We start from the raw sequence: 18,974 nt of genomic DNA on the forward strand, positions 1-18,974 counted from the left end.
TCCATCTTCCCCATCCGCGATTGCCATTCGTTCATGCCTGCCACTTTGACCGCCCCCGTTGCTGACTCCGTCGTTTCCTCGCAACCAGGAAACGAGGCGGAAGAAACGCTGCTGTTGTCCAACCCGTCGCCCGTCGAGGTGATCGGTTCGGCCAATGTGCCGGTGTCGGTTTCAGCCGGCGTGTTGGACGCGACGGAGCCGGCACCCGCCTTCACGTTCCCACAAGTCCCAACCGTTTCGCCGACCTTGGTCGACGACGATGACGATGACGACGACGTGGATGACTCGGACGACGATGATGGCGACGGCGACGACAGCCCCGGAATCGGTGATGACCTGGACGACATCGATGACGACGTGGACGAGTTCGACGACATCGACGAAGACGACTTTGATGACGACTTCGACGATGACTTTGAAGAAGAACTCGACGACGACTACGAAATCGAGATCGATGATGAAATCAGTGCCGAGTTCGGCCTGAACACCGCTGGCGATGACGACGACGAAGACCTCGACGACGACTTGGACGATTTCGACGACTTCGAGTCAATCGATTGAAAATCGTCTTCCTGACCGCCGGTGCCGCGGGGATGTACTGCGGCAGTTGCATGCACGACAACGCGATTGCCAAAGCGTTGCGTGCCGGCGGTGACGACGTTCTTTTGCAACCGGTTTACACACCGATCCGAACGGACGAATCCAGCATTGCCTCGGACGAAGTGTTCTTCGGAGGCATTCATGTTTACCTGCTGCAGCAAATGCCTTGGCTGCGTTGGTTGCCTCGATGGACACGATCGTGGATGGATCGGCCGGGGCTGATTCGGATGCTGACCAAGAAGGCCGTGAAGACCGACCCGGCCAAGTTGGGTGCGTTGACCATTTCAATGCTTCGCGGAGAACACGGCCGACAATCCGAAGAGGTGTCTCGGTTGGTGGATTGGTTGGAACGAGACATCCAGCCCGACGCGATCATCTTCAGCAACCTGCTGATCGGCGGTGCGATCCCGACGATTCGCCGACGATTGCCGCAGACGCGTTTGGTCGTGACGTTGCAGGGCGATGACATCTTCTTGGATCATTTGCCCGACGATGCCCGATCCGAAGCAATCGCTCTTTGCGCGGAGCTGTCCCACCAAGTCGACGTGTTCGTGACGCACAGCGAATTCTATCGCGACAAGATGGGAGCGATCTTGGGCGTGGGGCCCGATCGATTCGACCTTCACCCCTTGTCAATCGATTTGCAGCCGTTTCAAACGGCGGCGGATCCTGGCGAGGAACCAGCGATGGTGGCGGGACCGGATGACGAGTTTCGGATTGGCTATTTGGCACGCATTGCACCGGAGAAAGGCCTGCACCACTTGGTCGATGCGTTCCTGCGAATCGGTTCGCGGCCCGAGCATGCCAATGTCACCTTGCACGCGGCAGGTTGGCTGGGCGAGCACAACGTCGCCTATCTGAACGAGTTGAAATCGCGTGTGGCGGACGCGGGATTGGCCGATCGATTTGTGGTGACCGAAAGTCCCGAACAATCTGAAAAGATCTCGCTTCTGAAAAGCATGGATGTGCTCAGCGTTCCGGCTCCCTACGAGGATCCAAAGGGTCTGTTTTTGCTGGAAGCCATGGCGTGTGGCGTGCCGGTCGTCCAGCCGGATCATGGAGCCTTCAGCGAATTGGTGCGATCGACCGGCGGTGGTGTTTTGTTCCATCCAGAAGACACCGAAGCCCTGGTCCACCAGTTGATCGAGTTGAAGAACGATCCCGACCGACGAGCGTCGTTGGGCGAAACCGGTCGGCAATCCGTTCACCAGCTTCACCACATCGAATCCGCCGCCGAACACATGCGCCGCACCTGCCAGCGCAGCTAGCCTGCACCGGCTGAACCTTCTGCCGCAAAACCTGTAGCTCGGCGGTCCCCCGCCGAGACGAACACCACCTCCACCGCGACGGCATTGGCGTTCGATGGAAAAGCCGTTCTCGGTGGGGGACCACCGAGCGTCAGGTTGTGGATTTCGAGCTGCGGGTAATTGGCTCTACCCCGCTTTCTCGTCTCGGGTTGATCTACAATGGCGGCCTTCCCCACTCCGTCTGTCCCCACCCCGAATGAACCTCCATGAATTCGCGATTTGCATTTGTCTTTGCCTCGGTCGCTGTCCTAATCAACGCACCCCTCGGCCAAACGGTCCGCGCCGAAACGATCGAACCCGTTGGTCCGGTGAAGCAAGTTCACACGGGGTTTGACTTCACCGAAGGCCCCGCCGCGATGGACGACGGACGTTTGTACTTCACCGACATCCCGAACACCGCGATTCATTTGCATTCGCCAGATGGCAAGTTGTCTTTGTTCACCGACGATTCGCGTCACGCCAACGGCTTGTGGCCTTTGTCGAATGACAAATTACTGGCGTGCGAAATGGACGGTGCCGTCACGATGTATGACTTGTCAGGCGACACGCCCAAGCGAACGGTTTTGGCTGACACTTACAACGGCAAACGATTCAACGCGTGCAACGACTTGGTGGTCGACAACCACGGCGGGTTGTACTTCACCGACCCGCAATACCGAGCCCCGGAGCCATGGCCGCAGACCGAACGTTGCGTTTATTACATCGCGAATTTTGAGAGCGATCCGAAGGTCACGCGTTTGACCGATGATATCGCCGCACCCAACGGAATTGGTTTGTCACCGGATGGCAAAACGCTGTATGTGATCCCATCGATGCAAGCGGAGATGCTGGCCTACGAGGTTTTGGGCCCCGGCAAACTCGGCCCGTCTCGCGTGCTTTGCAAGCTGGCTCAACCCGAAGGCGAGACCAACGGCGGCGGCGACGGGATGGCACTCGACGTGAAGGGGAACCTGTACATCACGACTCATTTGGGCGTGCAAATTTTTTCTCCCGCCGGGAAACCTTTGGGCGCGGTCGAGTTTCCTGAGATCCCCGCGAATGTGACCTTTGGTGGTTCAGAGTTCCGCACGATGTTCGTGACGGCCCGCAAATCGTTGTATTCGGTGGAAATGCCGCTGGCGGGATTCCGCGAGTTTCCCGCAAATTGATTTTGCAGGATCTCCGGAGTTTCGTTACAGTTTCACGCGAGCGCAGGACCTGGATCGGTCCGCGCGGCCGAAAAACGCCGTTTCAAGGAGGAAACGATGCCCGGAGAATCATTCCGATTCATTCACGCCAGCGATTTTCATTTGGAAACTCCGCTGGGTGATCTCGACCATCTGCCGCCGCAATTGCAATCCGCCATGGCGACGGCCCCTCGTGATGCGGCGGCGGCCGTTTTCGAAGCTGCTCTCGCGGAAAACATCGACTTTCTCGTGCTGTCCGGCGATTTGCTGCATCCCATCGCCGCCGGACCGCACGGCATGTCGTTGTTGCTGGATGGCTTTGAAAAGCTGCACGCGGCCAACACACCGGTCTACTGGTCCGCGGGGATCGCGGACGACCCAAAACAATGGCCCGAAGCGGTTCCGTTGCCACCCAACGTGACGCTGTTTCCTCGCGACCGTGCCGTGGCGATTCCTCATCAACGAGCCGGCCGAACGGTTTGCTCGGTGATTGGTCGCAGCAGCGAAGGCCGCAACACGCTGCACGTTCCCGGTTATCAAACCGAAACCACGGATGAGTTCACCGTCGGCGTGGGACACGGAATCGCGGACGCGAATGCTTTGGCCGGGGCTCGGATGGATTACTGGGCTCTGGGCGGTCCTCACAATCACACTGAAATCGAAGGCGGTGCCGAAGCCGGAGCCATCGCCCCCGGTTCCCCCCAAGGTCGCAGCAGCGACGAACCGGGACCGCACGGCTACGTCGTGGTCGACGTGGATGCCGAACACACCGCTCGCGTGCGTCGAGTGGAAACCGATCGATTCCGTTATCTGAATGTTGCCATCGATTCAGACGAAATTCGATCGGCGGGCAGCCTCCGAAACTTGCTCGGTCAAAAGATCGGCTCGCTGGCCAACGAACACGGTGGCCGGCATTTGTTGGTGTCTTGGGAAGTCACGCTGGACAACGCCGAGGTGTTGCCATCCGTGGGCGATCCTTCGGAGTTGTTGCGAAACCTTCGTCGTGATCATGGACAATCCAATCCCGCGGTTTGGACCACGCGACTCAGCGTGCGACCTCCTCACCATTACCCAAAATCTTGGCAGGACGAAGACACGATCCTCGGGGACTTCTTGCGAGCCAGCAAGAAATTCGCCGGAGCACGTCGTGTTGCCACCAGTTCCGGATCGGGCGGTGAGTCAACCTCGTCCTCAGAATCCAAAGATCGTTTGGACTTGATGCCTTTCACGGAAGAGCACGCCGAATTGTCCAGCACCGCGTCGTCATTGTTGGGTGACGTGCCCGCCGATCAACGCGAATCCATTCTCGCGGAAGCCACCTTGATGGGCGTCGAATTGCTTCGCGGTGGCAAACCCTCTTGGGGACGAAAATCATGAAGATCAAAGACATCCAAATCGACGGTTTTGGCGTCTGGACCGGATTGTCGGTCGATTCGTTGCCCGAAGGCATGACGTTGTTTTACGGCCCGAACGAGGCTGGCAAAACAACGCTGATGCAGTTCCTGCGAGCCATGCTGTATGGCTTCACCGAGGAACGCCGCCAAAAGTACTTGCCGCCCATTCATGGTGGAACACCCGGCGGTGCGATTCGCGTCACCGGTCCCGGCGGTGGATACGAAGTGCGCCGGCACAGCCAACTGACGGACACCGATGTGACCGGTCGATTGACGGTCACGGGATCCGACGGCTTGGCTCAGGGCCAGCATCGATTGCAAATGCTGTTGGGACAGATTGACGAGCCGATCTTCACCAACGTCTTCGCCATCGGAATTCGCGAATTGCAAGAGTTGTCGACGTTGGACGACACCTCCGCCGCGGATGAACTGTACAAACTCAGCAGCGGTTTGGACCGAGTTTCGTTGGTGGACGTGCTGCGCAGTTTGCGTGCCGGACGTTCGGAAGTCGTTGGCAAACGCGATGCTGAATCGGAAGACAACGAAGCCGCCGCAGGCAAACTCGCGTCGATGATGTCACGTCGCGAAAAGTTGCGTGATGAAATTCAGCGGCTTTCCGGTAGCACCCGTCGATGGAGCGAATTGGCGACCCAGCGTCGAACGCAAAGCCAAGAAATCGAAACCCTTCGCGGCCGCATGGTGGCTTGGGAACGTGAAGCTCGTTGCGTGGAAATCGCGACCAGCGTCTACGACAAATGGCAAGAACGCGAGCAGATCGAAGAGGAAATCGCCGCGATCGAAGGAGAAGCTTCCCTGCCCGATGAAGCTCCCGGGCAGCTGGTCCAGATCGAAGCCATGATCGAGGACCGTCGATCCAAGCTGGACGAAATCAAGAACAAACGTCGCGGGCTGCGTGACAAGTCCGAGCAATTGCCAATCAACAAACGATTGTTTGACTTGCAGGGACGCATCGAAGCGGCTTCGCAACAGGCGACTTGGATCGAAGCACTCGAAGAACAGATCGCTCGGTTGGACAGCCAGATCGAAAAGGCTCGTAACCAGGTCGATGCCGACGCCGATCGTTTGGGAATCGACGAAGACGATCGTTTGCGATTGGGCGACGGTGACGAAGGCGATTTGCCTGACTTGTCGCGTTCGACCTTGTCCGCTTTGTCGGAACCGGCCAAACACGTTAAAGAGCAATTGTTCTTGCTGAAACAGGCTCGCGCCGAAGGCAAGACCCACAAAGCTCGCAAAGAAAAACTGCAGGATCAGTTGCAGGAGATCCTCCAGCGTGCTCATGCGTCCGATTTGCAGCAGGCGATCCGACGCGAGAACGACAGCATTTCAACGTTGCGTCAGCGCATCCAGTTGGGACAACACCTGGAGAAACTGAAGCGACACCACAGGGATCTTGAACGCGAATCGGTGGAATTGACCACAGATGAAGCGGTGCCGATTGATCGGTTGTGGTTGTTGTCGTTGCCGTTCATCGCCGGCGGAATGCTGCTGCTGTACGGATTGTTCAACGTCTTCCAAATCACGACTTTTGTTTCGGAGCCCAACCCGACGCAGGGCATGCTCTGCATCATGTTTGGTGCGATGGCGTTGCTCGTGTACTACCTGTCACGAGAGAAAGGGCAACGCAACACGGCCCGCGATTTGGACGATTGCGAACGTCAAATCGAATCGGTCAAACGTCAGCTTCGTGAATTGGAAGCCGAACGCGAAGACCTGGATTCGTCGTTGCCGGTCAGCAATGAATCGCTCGAGGCTCGCTTGCGTGAGTCCGAGTCGCTGCTGGCGGAACTCGACGAGTCGATGCCGCTGTATCACGCTCACCAAGCCGCCCAGCAATCCTATCAAGCATCTTACAAACGAGCCCAAAAAGCCGGCGAAGGTCTGAAGGCGGCTCGGCGAGAATGGACCGCCACGCTGGATCGGCTCGGCTTGTCGACCACGTTGTCACCCAAGAGCGTCCGTGTGCTCGGCGATGGCTACGAAGCGTTGCAAACCAGTCTGCGTCGTTTGAACGAACTGAAGGACGAACGTGGTCAGCGAACTCGCGAACGTCAGTCGTTGGCCAAACGCATTGAAACGTTGTATCTGGAAGCCATCGACGCGTCCGACAACGCGATCGATGCGTTGAACGAGAAGAACGATCGCGAATCGGATACCGCCCACGGGTACGACGAGGACTACGCGACCAACTACGACGAGAGCGAATACGAGGACGTTGAAGAAGACGACTACACCGAGTCCTACGCTCGTTCGCAGCGAAAATCGTCGAAGAAGAATCGCAACGACAAACGAAATCGTCAGCGTGATCGACGTCAAGAATCGGAATCCTTCGAGGCGGCCGACAACAATCGTGGAAAGCGTCCGGTCACGATGCGATCCAATCCGCTGGATCAGTTGAATCATCTGCACGAAGAAGTCGCTCGCCAGCAACACTGGGTGAAGCAACGTCGTCAGTTGAAAGAGCACGACCAGCATTTGAAGAAGCAACAGCAGGCTCACGCTCGTGCGATCGAACGTGGCGAACAACAGCGTCGTGCCTTGTGGGCCAAGTGCGGTGTGGCAACTCCGGAGCAGTTCTACGAGATTGTTGACCGAAAATCGTTGCTGGTCGAGCACCGATCGCAATTTGATTCGCTGGATCAACAAGTGCGTTCGATGATCGGCAACAGCGTTCAATACGATGATGTCGCTCGTGAAATCGAAGGTGCAAAAGCGACCGATTTGGAACGTCGCTGGGATTCACTGACCACTCGCATGACCGAGACTGAAGCTCGCATCGCCACGTTGCAAACCGCTCAGGGCGAATTGGCCCAAGCGATGAAACAGCTTGGCGACGATGATCGTCTGATGACGGCGCGTTTGGAACTGGGATGTTTGGAACGTCAACTGAATCAGTTAGCACGTCGTTGGCAAACGTTGTCGATGGCGAGCTGCTTGCTCGAAGACGTTTGCGGAACGGTGGAAAACGAACGCCAACCCGAAACACTGCGAGAAGCATCGTCATTCCTGAATCAATTGACCGACGGCAAGTACGTTCGCATTTGGACGCCGTTGGGGTCGAATCAGTTGAAGATCGATGATGCCGATGGCAAGTCGCTGCCGTTGGAAGTTCTCAGTCGCGGAACGGGCGAAGCCGTCTTCATCGCACTGCGTTTGTCACTCGCGGCCGCCTATGCACGTCGTGGTGTGATGCTGCCATTGGTTTTGGATGACGTGTTGGTGAACTTCGACGGCACGCGAGCAGAACACGCGGCACGAACGCTGAAGACGTTCGCCGAGCTTGGCCACCAAGTGATGATGTTCACTTGTCATGAGCACATCGTTGACATCTTCCACCAAATCGGTGTCGAAGTGCGACAGATGCCAGCCCAGGGAACTCCCGGTCGTGCCCACATCCTGCCGCCTGCAGTCGAGGAAACTTACGAAGAAGAATACGAGTACGTCGAAGAAGAGGAGTACGTCGAAGAAGAACCCGAGTTGGTGGTCGAGGAACCGGCACCTGAACCGCTTCCAGTGGTCGAGTTGCCCGAACCTGAACCTGTTGTTCCCGAACCCGTCGTACCCGAACCCGTTGTCATCGTCACGCCACCCGTCAAACCCGAGCCCATCGAATTGGTCGTGGAAGACCGGCGTCCGAGCAAGCCCAAGTCGAAGTTCCACTTCAAGTTCCGCGACATGACGCGTCAGCATCGTCGCGTGCGTCCGCCTCAATTGCTAATCGAGCGACCAATTGTCGAGAAGAAAATCCAACGTCCGAAACCGGCACCGAAGGTGGAAGTGATCGAGGAGATCACCGAATCCGCGGATGACATCGGTTGGGCATGGTTCCAACGCGAACCCGCCGACGGACGAATCGATGCGGAAGAGGCCGCTGCGGAGATGGCTCGCAATCAATGGTTGGACGAAGAGGACCGTGAAATGCAAACGGTCGTCAACGAAGCCGAAGCCATTGGTTCGCTGGTTCACGACGAAGCCACTCGTTCACGTGCTCGCGATGGCGGCGATTCGTCCTCGTCGTGGTGGACCGGTGAACGCAGCAAGAGTTCTTAGGTTTTCCGTGGGACCGGGCCGACGGAATCAGGCTTCGGCAAAGCGGCCGCCGATCATAAAGGCGTCTTGAGACGGGTTGTTGCGGTGCAGCAAACGCATGCCGATTTCGTAGCATTTGGCTTGGTGGCGGAAGGCACGCACGACGCGAAGCTGAAGCCAAAAGGTGGGTAGGATCAGTCGGACGTCTTCTTCGGGATACAGTTCGATCGGTGTGATGATGCCACAGGCATTTTTCGAAAAATCTCGCGTGAAGATGCCCAGTGGTCGGCATGATCGCGGCATGCAAGGCAATGCGCGGTCGAAGTACAACAGCCCGCAGGTCCGCACAATGCGTCGCTGCGATTGACGTTGGTCGGAATAAGCCACCGGTGCCACGCCCGACTCATGAAAGAAGTCGGACCATTCTTCTGGCAAGTCGATGTCCCAGTGCGTGGCCCTGACTACTTGGGCATAGTGCTGTGGATAATCGAAATCCAACATTCCACCATCTCCGGGTCGAGGGCCTTGCCGCTTTCGCGACGAATCAGGTTACATGCATCCGAGCGTGACATAGGAGTCCTGTAGGGACGTTGGCTGGTCACGGCTTCGTAAATATCCACGACGGCGCAAAGCTTTGCCCATGGATGGATCTCTTGGTCGTGACTGCCGACGGGATAGCCGCCGCCATCGAGTCGCTCGTGGTGTTGGTACACCATCATCAATTGAGCGAACGTCAGGTCTTCGCGTCGTGCGAGTTGACGAAATCCTTCCGCCGGATGGCGTTTGATCTGTGCGAATTCGTCTTCGTCCAAACGTCCTGGCTTGGTCAGAATCTGATCGGGAATCTCCAGTTTGCCGAGATCGTGCAGCAATCCACCGGCGACCACCAGCTCAATGTCCTCTTCCGTGAAGCCCAACTCGCGGGCCAGCATCCCCGCGTACATGGCCACGTTGGCACTGTGAGTGAACGTGGCGTAGTCGTGATTGAGAACTCGGAACAGATCGCCCGCCGCGAAATCTTCTCGCGATACCAAACTCGCGGCGAGACCGCCCAGGTCGCTGGCGGCTTCCACGGTGTTGTCTTGGTCGTTGGTTTCAAAGCTTCCTTGCAGCACATCCAGCACGACTTCGTTGAGAGCCGCTGAACGCTGAGCGTTGTCAGCGTTTTCGCTGCCGCCACCGGCCGCCAAGTCGCGCAGGTAGTTCTGGTAGGAATCGCGGCCTTCGCGTTCGATGAACAGCTTGGTCACACCTCGGGACTTCAGCTTGTTCAAGTCCTGCGGCTTCATGGGGTAATCCGCACCGCGATACAGTTTGGCCTCATCGGTTTGGCCGACACGGCAATACAGATCCGCACCAATCGCCGATGACGGCGACAGGGTGGAGACGCTGATTGCGATGAGGTCCGATACGAGCATGAGTGACAAGAACCGCTGACACACGAGTGGGGGGTGTGGACCCATCGGTTTGGATCCATTCAAACGTACAGCAAGGAAAGATGCCGGTCGGGATTGGCAGTGATTTCTTCAGCCATTTCAGTTTGGCTCGTTGTTACAACCGGACCTTCCGATACCACGAATACGATCATTCCGCGAGAAATTTGCACTCGTTGCTCATCTGACGACATTCGTTCAGACTGCTGCGTTGCCGGGATGGTGCCCGAATCACTTGCTTTTGGACGACGAGAAAGGTTGGCATGCCAGACTTCTATCAGCACGATATGATCACGACGATCCACGATCTCCGGTCGGCGAAACTGGAGAGTTTGGAGTCGATGCTTCGCGAATCGACGCAAAACCACGCGATTGGCTTGGTTTTGCCCGTGACCGCATCGGACATGCGTGCCGAACCGTTCGACGTGATCGTGCGAGAACTATCACAAGCGGACTACATCGCGTCGATTGTGGTCAGCCTGGGCGTGGCGCCCGACCAAGCGGATTACGACGAAACCTGCGCGAAGATCGCACCGCTGGGTGACCGAGCGAAAGTGCTTTGGACCGACGGCCCAGAAGTCCAGGGGCTGTACCAAGAGTTGATCGATGCGGGGATCGACGTTTCGGTGCCCGGCAAAGGTCGAAGTGTATGGACTGCGTTTGGATACTTGTTGGACGATCCCAACATTGAAACGTTCGTGCTGCACGATTGCGACATTGTCGACTACGACCGGCAATTGCTGTCACGCCTGTGTTTGCCGATGGTGCACCCCGGATTGGACTTCGAATTCTGCAAGGCATATTACGCTCGCGTCACGGATCGGATGCACGGCCGCGTTGTCCGGTTGTTGGTGGCGCCGTTGTTGCGTGCCTTGATGCAGTGCTTCCCCGAAAATCAGTTCGTGCGATTCCTGGGGAACTTCCGTTATCCGTTGTCCGGGGAATTCTCGCTGACTCGCAACTTGGCGCGAACCAATCGAGTCGCCAGCGATTGGGGATTGGAAGTCGGGACGCTCGCCGATGTTTACCGCAACACGTCGCACAAACGAGTGTGCCAAGTCGATTTGGCTCGGCTGTATGAGCACAAGCATCAAACGTTGGCGGTGGATCAACCGTCCAGCGGTTTGATCAAAATGGCGCTCGACATTTTGACCACGATCTATCGAACGCTGGCCAGCCAAGGCATTGTGTTTGGCGAATCAACGTTTGTGACCTTGCGAGCTTCGTTCCTGCGGATCGCTCAAGATTGCATTCGCCAATACGCCGCCGACGCGCGAGTCAACTCGCTGCACTACGATCGTCACTCCGAGGAAATGGCAATCGAAGCCTTTGCACAATGCGTGACCCAAGCCGGGGAAGTCTTCGCGGCGGATCCGAGTGGTAACCCGTCGATTCCAAACTGGACTCGCGTGCGAGCTGCCTTCCCCGAGTTCACCTCGCGGCTTCGCGACACGGTTTGAAACGCGATCAGTTGGCCTGGGACGCATCCAATGCATCCAGGGCCACATTGCGGTAGCGAACACGGTCGCTGGCGGTCAGGCTAGGCAAGTGTTCGCGTCGACGACTGTCCAGCAACAGTTCGTACAAACCAGCGGCCGAGCTGGGTCGCGGCATGGAGCGGATCAGTCCCGCACGAAGCGACTCGTCAGCCCATCGAGTTTGGCCGATTAATTGCAGGTCCAGTTCTCGCTTCTTGGTCCAATCACGGTCGACTTCCCCGTAGAGCAGGCTCCGCTCGATCTTGACATCCAGGGATGCGATCCCGCCGCGGACACCAAACTGATCCGGCAAATTCGCGTCAAATGCTTTTTGAGCCTCGGTGCGTTGATCCAGCTCTTCTTCAATGATTTCAGGTCCTTCGATCTCGATCGCCGGGGAATAGATCAACAGCGGAATGTCTCGGCCGAGCGGTTGTCGCCGGACCACGTCGATCATCTCGATGGCGGATGCGTCTTTGGGTTCGCGTTTGGAAACCACCAAACGAACGTCATCGCCCAGTGCAATCATTCGCTCCAGCGATGCCACCGTCGAAACGATACGGGCATCGTAGCCAGCGCTGTTCATGATGCGTTCCCAGCCCGAGATGATCTCGGGGCGGTTCTCGAGCACAACGGAAATGGGGCGGTTGCCGAGCGTGGCCATCTGTTGCCAACGTTTTTCGACTCGCGACATCCCCGCGAAATTGAGTTGCGGATCGGAATGGAGCAATCGAGCGATCGCGGAAGCGGCTTCGTATCGGACGGTCGCATTGGGATGGTCCACGGCTTCGACCAGCACGCTCGCGGTGGCTCCATTTCGAAGCAACGCGTTGGCCAGCGAGCGATCAAGGTCACCATCGATCATTCGAAGCATGCCCACGGCGGCGGGATCGTTTTGGGATTGCACGCTGAATTTCAACACGGGCAAGGTCCAGGTCTGCAGCACGGCGGTCGCGTCCGCATCCGCAAAGAAGCTCTGAATGAACTGTTCCCGATTCTTCGCGTCGCCCCAATCCGGATCGTTTGCGACGCGGTAGGCCAATTGAGCGGTCAGTTGAGCGATGACACTGGAGGACTCTTGGTCACCAATCTTCGCTAATCGCGAAGCCGCATCGGCCGCGTCGCGAAACGCCAGCACCCACGTTGCCGCTTGGGTTGGCTGGACGCCGTCGCGTTGAGCGTTGATCGCCCAAGCCGTGACGTTTCCGAAATCGTGTTGTGTGTGAATCGAATTGTCCATCGCGTCGGCCAGCGATTGACGCATCATCCGGATCGCCGACGCACGCAGATCTTCGTCCGCGGATGATTCCAATCGCTTGGTGAGGAGATCGATTTGCACTTCTTCTATGTTGAGAAGCTGCAACGCCTGGATGGCTTGGTTGCTGGCGGATGCTGTGCCGTACAAGGCGACTCGGCGAAGTCCGTTGATACCGGCGGACCGATCGATTTCGAGAAGCACACGCAGGCATGCGTTTCGTTGATCCGGATCGTCGGTGCGTACGATCTCGGTAATCAACGCGGCGGAAGCGGCTTCGCCCCCGCGGAACAGGGTGCGATACGCGGCCAGCTTTTCATCCGGGCTGGCGGAAGTCAATTTGGCGATCGCGGGCTGCAGACGCGTGGGGGACTGAAGATCTTTCTTGCGAGCGGCGAAGAGAGCATCCAGAGCTTGTTTGGCTGGCTCGGAGACTTCCGTTGCGAGTGAGATCCGAACGCGTTGATCGGTTCCGATCTCCGATGCAATGCGTGAGGCACGTTCGTCGGCGGGGGCATTCTCTGCCAGCGGAGAAAGCAATTGATCGACTGCGGACCAGACTTGCATGCGTGCGAGCGAATCGATGCTGCGTCCAAGGGCTTCCGGTCCGCCGGTGGCTTTCAACAGCAATTGTTCCACGGCCGGATCACTGAGGGCCGAATCGCTGAGGGCGGGATCATTTTCCGTTTCAGCTTCCTCCTGGGCGAAGGCAGGCACGCGTGTGCACAGGCTGGCTGTGGCAACACCGAAAAAGAGCAGCAGGACGATTGGGCGACTGAAGATGCGGTCAGCCATTCGGAAGGTCCACGAAATGGGCGTGAAATCAGATGAGAAGTGGCCCATTCTAATCTCTCGTTTTCCAGAATCACGCTTCTTCCGGCTTGCTCACGGCGGTTCGAGAAGGCGTGTTTCTTGGTTGTCCGGGGGGACCGAATTTGCGGGCTGCCGAGGGGCCTTCTTGGATTGCTCGCCGCGAAATTTTGCGGTTTACGTTTCGGGTTGTTCCGATTGACGCAGTTCTTCCAGCCGAGCGTGGGCTTCATCGGCCCAGGGACTGCCGGGAGAAAGTTGGAGGAAACGTCGCCAATGATGCTCGGCTTCGACGCTGCGGTGCAGGTCTTCCAAAATTCGGGCCAAGTTGTAGTGCACATCGGGGTAATCGTCGTGCAAAGCCAACGCGCCTCGATAGGCTGCAACGGCAAGCTCAAGTTGGCCGGTTTCCGCCAACACGCCAGCCAGACTCGATCTCGCTTCCACGAAATCTGGATCGACTTCCAACGCCGCGTAGTAGCGTTCTCTCGCTGCGATCGGTTCGCCGATTCGGTAGAGCAACTCGCCGATTTGAAAATGAATGTCCGATCGAACACCGTCGCGAGCCAGCACGGCGTGATAGCAATCGATGGCGATTTCCAATTCCCCGGAGTCCTCGGCTTGGTAGGCCGACAGCAACAGCTCGTCCTCTTCGTCCGCGGGAGGCTCCGCCGGAGGAAATTCCATGTCGTCCGCGCTCGACGCGATCGAAATGCCGAGATTCGTTTCATCGGAAAACGGGGCTTCGACAAAAGGGAAGCCTCCCGCTTCGTGATTCGGATCCACCGGGCGAGCGAAACGCAGGATCGTTTCGTCGGATTCAGGCGTGTCGGAATTGGATTCGGGCTCTTCCAACGCATCGAAATCGAAACGCAGTTGTCCGCCTGGCTCGATCAAGCCTTCGCCTTGACGCAGCAAGACTTGTTTGCCCTCCACCAGAATCGACAGTTGATCCAGAGGTCGGCGAAGATTGGGGACAACCTCGACCCACTGCATGATGCGTCGCTCGATCGCTTCCGGGCTGGCACCGGACGCAACCCAGGCCGCCAATCGCCGCGCGGTTGCGACCTCTTGAAAATCGAAGTACGGCAGTTTGTGCAGTGTGCGGACGGGTTGAATCAAACCGCGTCGATGCCAACGTCGAATCACACGAACTGAAACGCCCAGCAAATGAGCCAACATCGCCGGCGTGTGCAATTTGCGGATGGATTGCTCGGCGTCGACCAAACCGAGCTGTTGCCACAAATCGGTTTCATGAAGGATCTGCAGGTCAGCCAGCTCGCCACGCCGCTCGGTCGCTTTTTCGATCAGCTCAGCCTCCGCCAAAGGAGACTCCTCGGCGCCGATCACAATGCAATTGACGGACGACGATTCGCTCTCCGCAACCACCGCTCCGTAGGACCTCAGCAAATTGGTCGCTTCTCGACGATTCATTCCGCCCAAGCGACCCACAATCGCGATTCGCATTCCTGCCAACGGGTTTTCTGCGTCATCACTATCGGCATGGGCCGGGATGTCATCGTCGGACTCATCTTCCGTCGAGCCATCCTCGTTTGATGCTTCACGATCGTCGTCTCCGGACGGGGCGCTTGCCTGAAAGAATCCAGAGAGCAATTCCGCCGGTGGCATCCGCTCGCTGAAACCAAGTTCGTCGTTTGGCTCGTCCGATTCGTTCATGTCTGCGTTGCTCACGTCCGTGTTGGCATTCATGTTCGAGCTGGAAGGAATCAGAAAGGAATCAGCGTGTCGGTTGACGCAGTCACAAGATATCCGATCAATGCCGCGTCACCACACCGCTTGCGGGGTGAAGCCGATTTTCAGGCGTTTGCATTCTCAAGCGTTTGCTTCGTGCGGACCTGTCAGAGAGTCAGTATCAGGCAACGAATGTCCGTACGAGCGATGGAATGTACGTTGCGGACCAAGCCCGTCGTTCTGAATGCAGTGACTTTGCCGATTGAAGCACCGATTCGGAAAGGCTGGTTGCTAGCGGTCCCGCGGGCAATTGAAAAATGGGGCGACTTTGCGTGGCAGGTAACCGATACCGACTCCGGGCGAACTCCTTTTCCACCCTCTTCCCCTGTTCGCCATCACCTCCCAACGCACTTTCAGGTTCACCGGTCATGCTCGTCACTCGCCTTGGCAAAATCACGGTCCTCGCCGTCGCCGCCGGGGGACCCTACATCGCGTCCGAAACGGATTGGGGACGCAATGCGGCGGGATCCGTCACCAATGTGTTTCGAGCCGACGGAACCGAAGTCGCAGGATGGGGATCGGGGGAGGCACCGCTGGGCGGAGTCACCCATGATCCCGAATCGGATCGTTATCCGGTGCACTCGCACCACCAAGTCGAAACGCTTCGTGGTGTCTCGTCCAAACGATACCGCTACGAACCGGAGATCGCTCAAAAGCTGGGTGCGATGCCGGCTTCGGATCAGGCTCCCGGACTGGCGGGAAACAATGTGGCTGATTTGCGTGAAGTTTTGCGTTTCGACCTGACGACGCACGCGGTGCTCAATCGATTTTCACGAGTGTCGACGGTCTTGGCTGACTTGCAATTGGAAGGGCTGCGTGTGCCGATTGTCACCGGCACGCAAGCCACCGATTTGGCGGGCACGCTGACGTACTACTTTGATCGCACCGGTCAGATCCAACGAATTTCGCTTCACGGCTTTACCGGAGACCCGTCCCGATTGGTCACGACGCTGCAGTCGTATTACGGTTTGGTTCGGGAACCAGCGTTGGAAGCAGGCGTCTTCACCAAACGTTGGAACGGCACCCCGGTTCACTTCTTGCGATTGACGCACGCTCCGGTTGTCTTCAGCGATGCGGTGCACCAAAAGTACACGGTGTTCTTGGAACTGAACCAACCCAACTTGACCTACGGAATCAGCGATGAAGCCAAGCGGATCGTGGTCACTGACCAGTGGACGGGGCGCTGGTGAGCGTTTGCAGGCCTTCGTCCATGTTGATGAGCGGTCGGTAGCCGAGTCGCTCTTTGGCAGCCGAGATGTCAAACGAGTGATCCTTCGCAAGCTGAGCCGCGACAAAGCGAGTCATCGGCGGTTCAGAGCGACGTCCCGTCCAACGATAGATCCGTTCCAAGGTTGCCCCGATTCGATAGGCGGCTTGGAACGAGATCGACTTCTTTGGCGGAGGCACGTCATGTTGTTCGCATAGCTGAGTGATCCAGTCCCAGCAATTGACCGGTTCGTCTTGCGTGATGAAGTAGGCTCTGCCCGCTGCTCTCTCGGGTTGGTTTTGCAACGCATCGATCGCATTCAGATGAGCCGCCGCGGCGTTGGTCACATGGACCGTGTCGATCACATTTTTTCCCTCGCCAATGATTCGCAATCGACCACGACGAGCACGGTCCAAGACTCGTGGAATCAGATGCGGATCTTCGGGGCCCCAAATTAAATGCGGACGCAGCGCCAACGTTCGCAATTGGTTCGGTTGATCCGCATCCAGGGTTTCCTTTTCCGCGATCGACTTTGTGTGCGGGTAGTGACAAAGGAACTCGTCCGGATACGGTTCGGATTCGTCCACGTGGGTCTGGTCTTCGCCTCCGAATGTCACGCTGGGGCTGCTGGTGTAGACCAATTGCGACACGTCGTTTTGCTGACATGCTTCCAACACATGACGTGAGGCAACCACGTTGTTGTCAAAGTAATGCTGCCATGGTCCCCAGACGCCAGCAACGGCTGCGGTATGCACGACCACGTCAGCACCTGGGATGACTCGGGCCAAGTAGTCTTGGTCCAACAAGTCACCGCGATGGTGTTCCATGCCGTCTCGAACCAAATCCGGCGTTTCGCGTCGCGACAATCCAACGACGTCATCACCACGTTGCAGAAGTTGACGGACGATCTCCCGTCCCAGAAAACCGCTGCATCCCGTGACCACGACTCGCATCAAGTCGACTCCAGAGCGGTCGATGAAGTGGTTTCCGATGACGCGGCACCTGGATCGTTGCTTCCGTGCGAAACACGATCAGCCGGTCCGGATGTGTCCGGATCGGAGTCCTTTGCGACGGTGTCTTCGCTCGCGGGAAACTTCATGAAGACCCGAGCCAAAATCACCACCGCGATGGCGAGCAACAGTGAGCCGAACACGAACGGTGCCCCCGGAAACTCAAACGGTGCATCGTCTGATGTGAAGTAGCCGAGCAATCCGCTGGTGAAAAGCAGCGGCGCCGGAATGTTGGTCAGGCTGATCAGCGAGGTCAGTGCACCCTGCACCTTGCCTTGCTCGTCCGGGCTGACGCGTCCCGCCACCAAGCTTTGAATGGCTGGCCCCGCCAAACCGGCGAGTGAACCAAAGATCACGATGCATGGGATCATCCAACCTTGTGTGGCCAAGCCATAACCGAGGAAGGCAATGCAAGAAACACATGTTGCCATCAAAGCTGTTTTGCGTTCGCCCAAGCGTTTGATGGTCGGACGCACCATTCCGCCTTGCACGATGGCGGCCATCAATCCAACCAATGCCAAGGTCAATCCATTCGTGACTTCGTTCCAGCCAAACCGGAATCCCATCGACAGGACCCAAACGTTTTCCAAGCCGCGTTGAGCGAGTGACGAAAACATGAACGCGACCGCCAGCCCGGCAATCATGGGATAATTGCGAAGTCGCGAAACGGTTCCCAACGGGTTCATGGCCGCCAATGAAATGCTGCCACGTTTTTCCGGTGGCAGAGATTCCGGCAGGATAAAGAAACCGTAGAGCCAATTGACCAACGACAAACCCGCGGCGACGAAAAACGGCAACCGAATATGAATGCCTCCCAAGACGCCGCCCAGAGCCGGACCGATGATGAACCCCAGTCCGAACATCATGCCCACCAAGCCAAAGTTTCGGGCTCGGGTTTCTTGTGTGGAGACATCCGCGATGTAAGCATTCGCCGTGGAGAAACTGGCGCCCATCACTCCCGCAACAATTCGGCCCAAGAACAGCCATCCAACCGAAGGTGCGAGACCGGTGACGATGAAGTCGACGCCTAAACCGAACAACGATGCCAGGATGACCGGTCGCCGACCGAAACGATCCGACAGGGCACCCAGCACCGGTGCAAAGAAGAATTGCATCAACGAATAGGTCGCACCAATCACGCCGACGTAGCGGCTGGCGCGGGACGTGTCGCCGCCAACGAATTCTTTGACCAATTCGGGCAACACTGGGATGATGATCCCGATCGCCAAGATGTCGATCAGCAGCGTCAACAGAATGAACGCCATGGCCGCCGAACGTCGCTGGTGCGGAGGCGTGATCAATGCATTCTGGGGGGCAAGAGGCGGTGGGACGGCCGATCGGCAAGCCCACAACTTACGATCCGCGCGGCTCTGCGTCGAGGTGGGCGAATCGCTCCCGTCCGCAACCAAACGCGACCGAAATCGACGCTGGCAAGGACGCCCGCTCAGCCGAAGTTTGAGCGTGGTGGTCCCGGCTTTCGGACGTTTCAGTGGGCGTCTAAACTGTTTCGTT

The 18,974-nt window shown here is 57.6% G+C and carries 14 protein-coding genes; 7 read left to right on the forward strand and 7 right to left on the reverse strand.

Annotated features, from left to right (window positions below; all coding sequences use genetic code 11):
- Positions 1-33 precede the first annotated feature (33 nt).
- The 5 genes from LOC70_RS05900 (at position 34) to LOC70_RS05920 (ending at position 8,538) form a co-directional block, all read left to right on the forward strand.
- On the forward strand, positions 34-561 hold the full coding sequence (locus LOC70_RS05900; protein ID WP_230252490.1) for a hypothetical protein: 528 nt from the start codon (positions 34-36) through the stop codon (positions 559-561).
- Positions 558-1,868 (forward strand): glycosyltransferase family 4 protein, encoded by a 1,311-nt coding sequence (locus tag LOC70_RS05905; RefSeq protein ID WP_230252491.1) that lies wholly within the window; start codon positions 558-560, stop codon positions 1,866-1,868. Before LOC70_RS05900 ends, LOC70_RS05905 begins: the two co-directional genes overlap by 4 nt.
- Positions 1,869-2,113: 245 nt before the next feature.
- Positions 2,114-3,055, forward strand: coding sequence for an SMP-30/gluconolactonase/LRE family protein (locus tag LOC70_RS05910; RefSeq protein WP_230252492.1), 942 nt, complete (start codon positions 2,114-2,116; stop codon positions 3,053-3,055).
- A 96-nt stretch (positions 3,056-3,151) separates the two neighbouring features.
- Complete coding sequence (locus LOC70_RS05915) at positions 3,152-4,450, forward strand: metallophosphoesterase family protein (protein WP_230252493.1); 1,299 nt, start codon at positions 3,152-3,154, stop codon at positions 4,448-4,450.
- Entirely contained in the window at positions 4,447-8,538 is a 4,092-nt protein-coding gene (locus tag LOC70_RS05920; protein ID WP_230252494.1) for an ATP-binding protein, read from the forward strand. The genes LOC70_RS05915 and LOC70_RS05920 overlap by 4 nt, the downstream gene beginning before the upstream one ends.
- Before the next feature lie 27 nt (positions 8,539-8,565).
- Here LOC70_RS05920 and LOC70_RS05925 read toward each other — a convergent pair whose 3' ends face one another.
- From LOC70_RS05925 to LOC70_RS05935, 3 genes are read right to left on the reverse strand one after another with little or no spacing between them, the layout of a single operon-like run.
- A complete protein-coding gene (locus tag LOC70_RS05925; protein ID WP_230252496.1) occupies positions 8,566-9,018 on the reverse strand; it encodes a hypothetical protein in 453 nt (150 codons plus the stop codon).
- Positions 8,979-9,935 (reverse strand): HD-GYP domain-containing protein, encoded by a 957-nt coding sequence (locus LOC70_RS05930; RefSeq protein ID WP_230252498.1) that lies wholly within the window; start codon positions 9,933-9,935, stop codon positions 8,979-8,981. The genes LOC70_RS05925 and LOC70_RS05930 overlap by 40 nt, the downstream gene beginning before the upstream one ends.
- Positions 9,936-9,994: 59 nt before the next feature.
- A complete protein-coding gene (locus tag LOC70_RS05935) occupies positions 9,995-10,255 on the reverse strand; it encodes a hypothetical protein (RefSeq protein ID WP_230252500.1) in 261 nt (86 codons plus the stop codon).
- Between LOC70_RS05935 and LOC70_RS05940 the strand changes: the two genes are divergently transcribed.
- Positions 10,214-11,410, forward strand: a complete 1,197-nt coding sequence (locus LOC70_RS05940; RefSeq protein ID WP_306796883.1) for a glycosyl transferase — start codon at positions 10,214-10,216, stop codon at positions 11,408-11,410. The genes LOC70_RS05935 and LOC70_RS05940 overlap by 42 nt on opposite strands.
- A gap of 7 nt (positions 11,411-11,417) precedes the next feature.
- Here LOC70_RS05940 and LOC70_RS05945 read toward each other — a convergent pair whose 3' ends face one another.
- Both LOC70_RS05945 and LOC70_RS05950 read right to left on the reverse strand, forming a co-directional pair.
- Positions 11,418-13,478: a hypothetical protein gene (locus tag LOC70_RS05945; RefSeq protein WP_230252503.1), complete on the reverse strand. Its 2,061-nt coding sequence runs from the start codon at positions 13,476-13,478 to the stop codon at positions 11,418-11,420.
- Between the two features lie 192 nt (positions 13,479-13,670).
- Positions 13,671-15,122 carry a tetratricopeptide repeat protein gene (locus LOC70_RS05950; protein ID WP_230252606.1) on the reverse strand — a complete coding sequence of 484 codons (1,452 nt, stop codon included), beginning with the start codon at positions 15,120-15,122 and terminating at the stop codon, positions 13,671-13,673.
- Between the two features lie 491 nt (positions 15,123-15,613).
- Here LOC70_RS05950 and LOC70_RS05955 point away from each other — a divergent pair, with 491 nt between their 5' ends.
- Positions 15,614-16,435: a DUF6690 family protein gene (locus LOC70_RS05955; RefSeq protein WP_230252505.1), complete on the forward strand. Its 822-nt coding sequence runs from the start codon at positions 15,614-15,616 to the stop codon at positions 16,433-16,435.
- Here the strand turns inward: LOC70_RS05955 and LOC70_RS05960 are convergent.
- On the reverse strand, positions 16,407-17,405 hold the full coding sequence (locus LOC70_RS05960; protein WP_230252506.1) for an NAD-dependent epimerase/dehydratase family protein: 999 nt from the start codon (positions 17,403-17,405) through the stop codon (positions 16,407-16,409). The two genes, LOC70_RS05955 and LOC70_RS05960, sit on opposite strands and share 29 nt — an antisense overlap.
- Positions 17,405-18,727 carry a TCR/Tet family MFS transporter gene (locus LOC70_RS05965; protein ID WP_230252507.1) on the reverse strand — a complete coding sequence of 441 codons (1,323 nt, stop codon included), beginning with the start codon at positions 18,725-18,727 and terminating at the stop codon, positions 17,405-17,407. The genes LOC70_RS05960 and LOC70_RS05965 overlap by 1 nt, the downstream gene beginning before the upstream one ends.
- Between the last annotated feature and the right edge of the window lie 247 nt (positions 18,728-18,974).

It is taken from the genome of Rhodopirellula halodulae (assembly GCF_020966775.1).
GTDB classification, from domain to species: Bacteria; Planctomycetota; Planctomycetia; order Pirellulales; family Pirellulaceae; genus Rhodopirellula; species Rhodopirellula halodulae.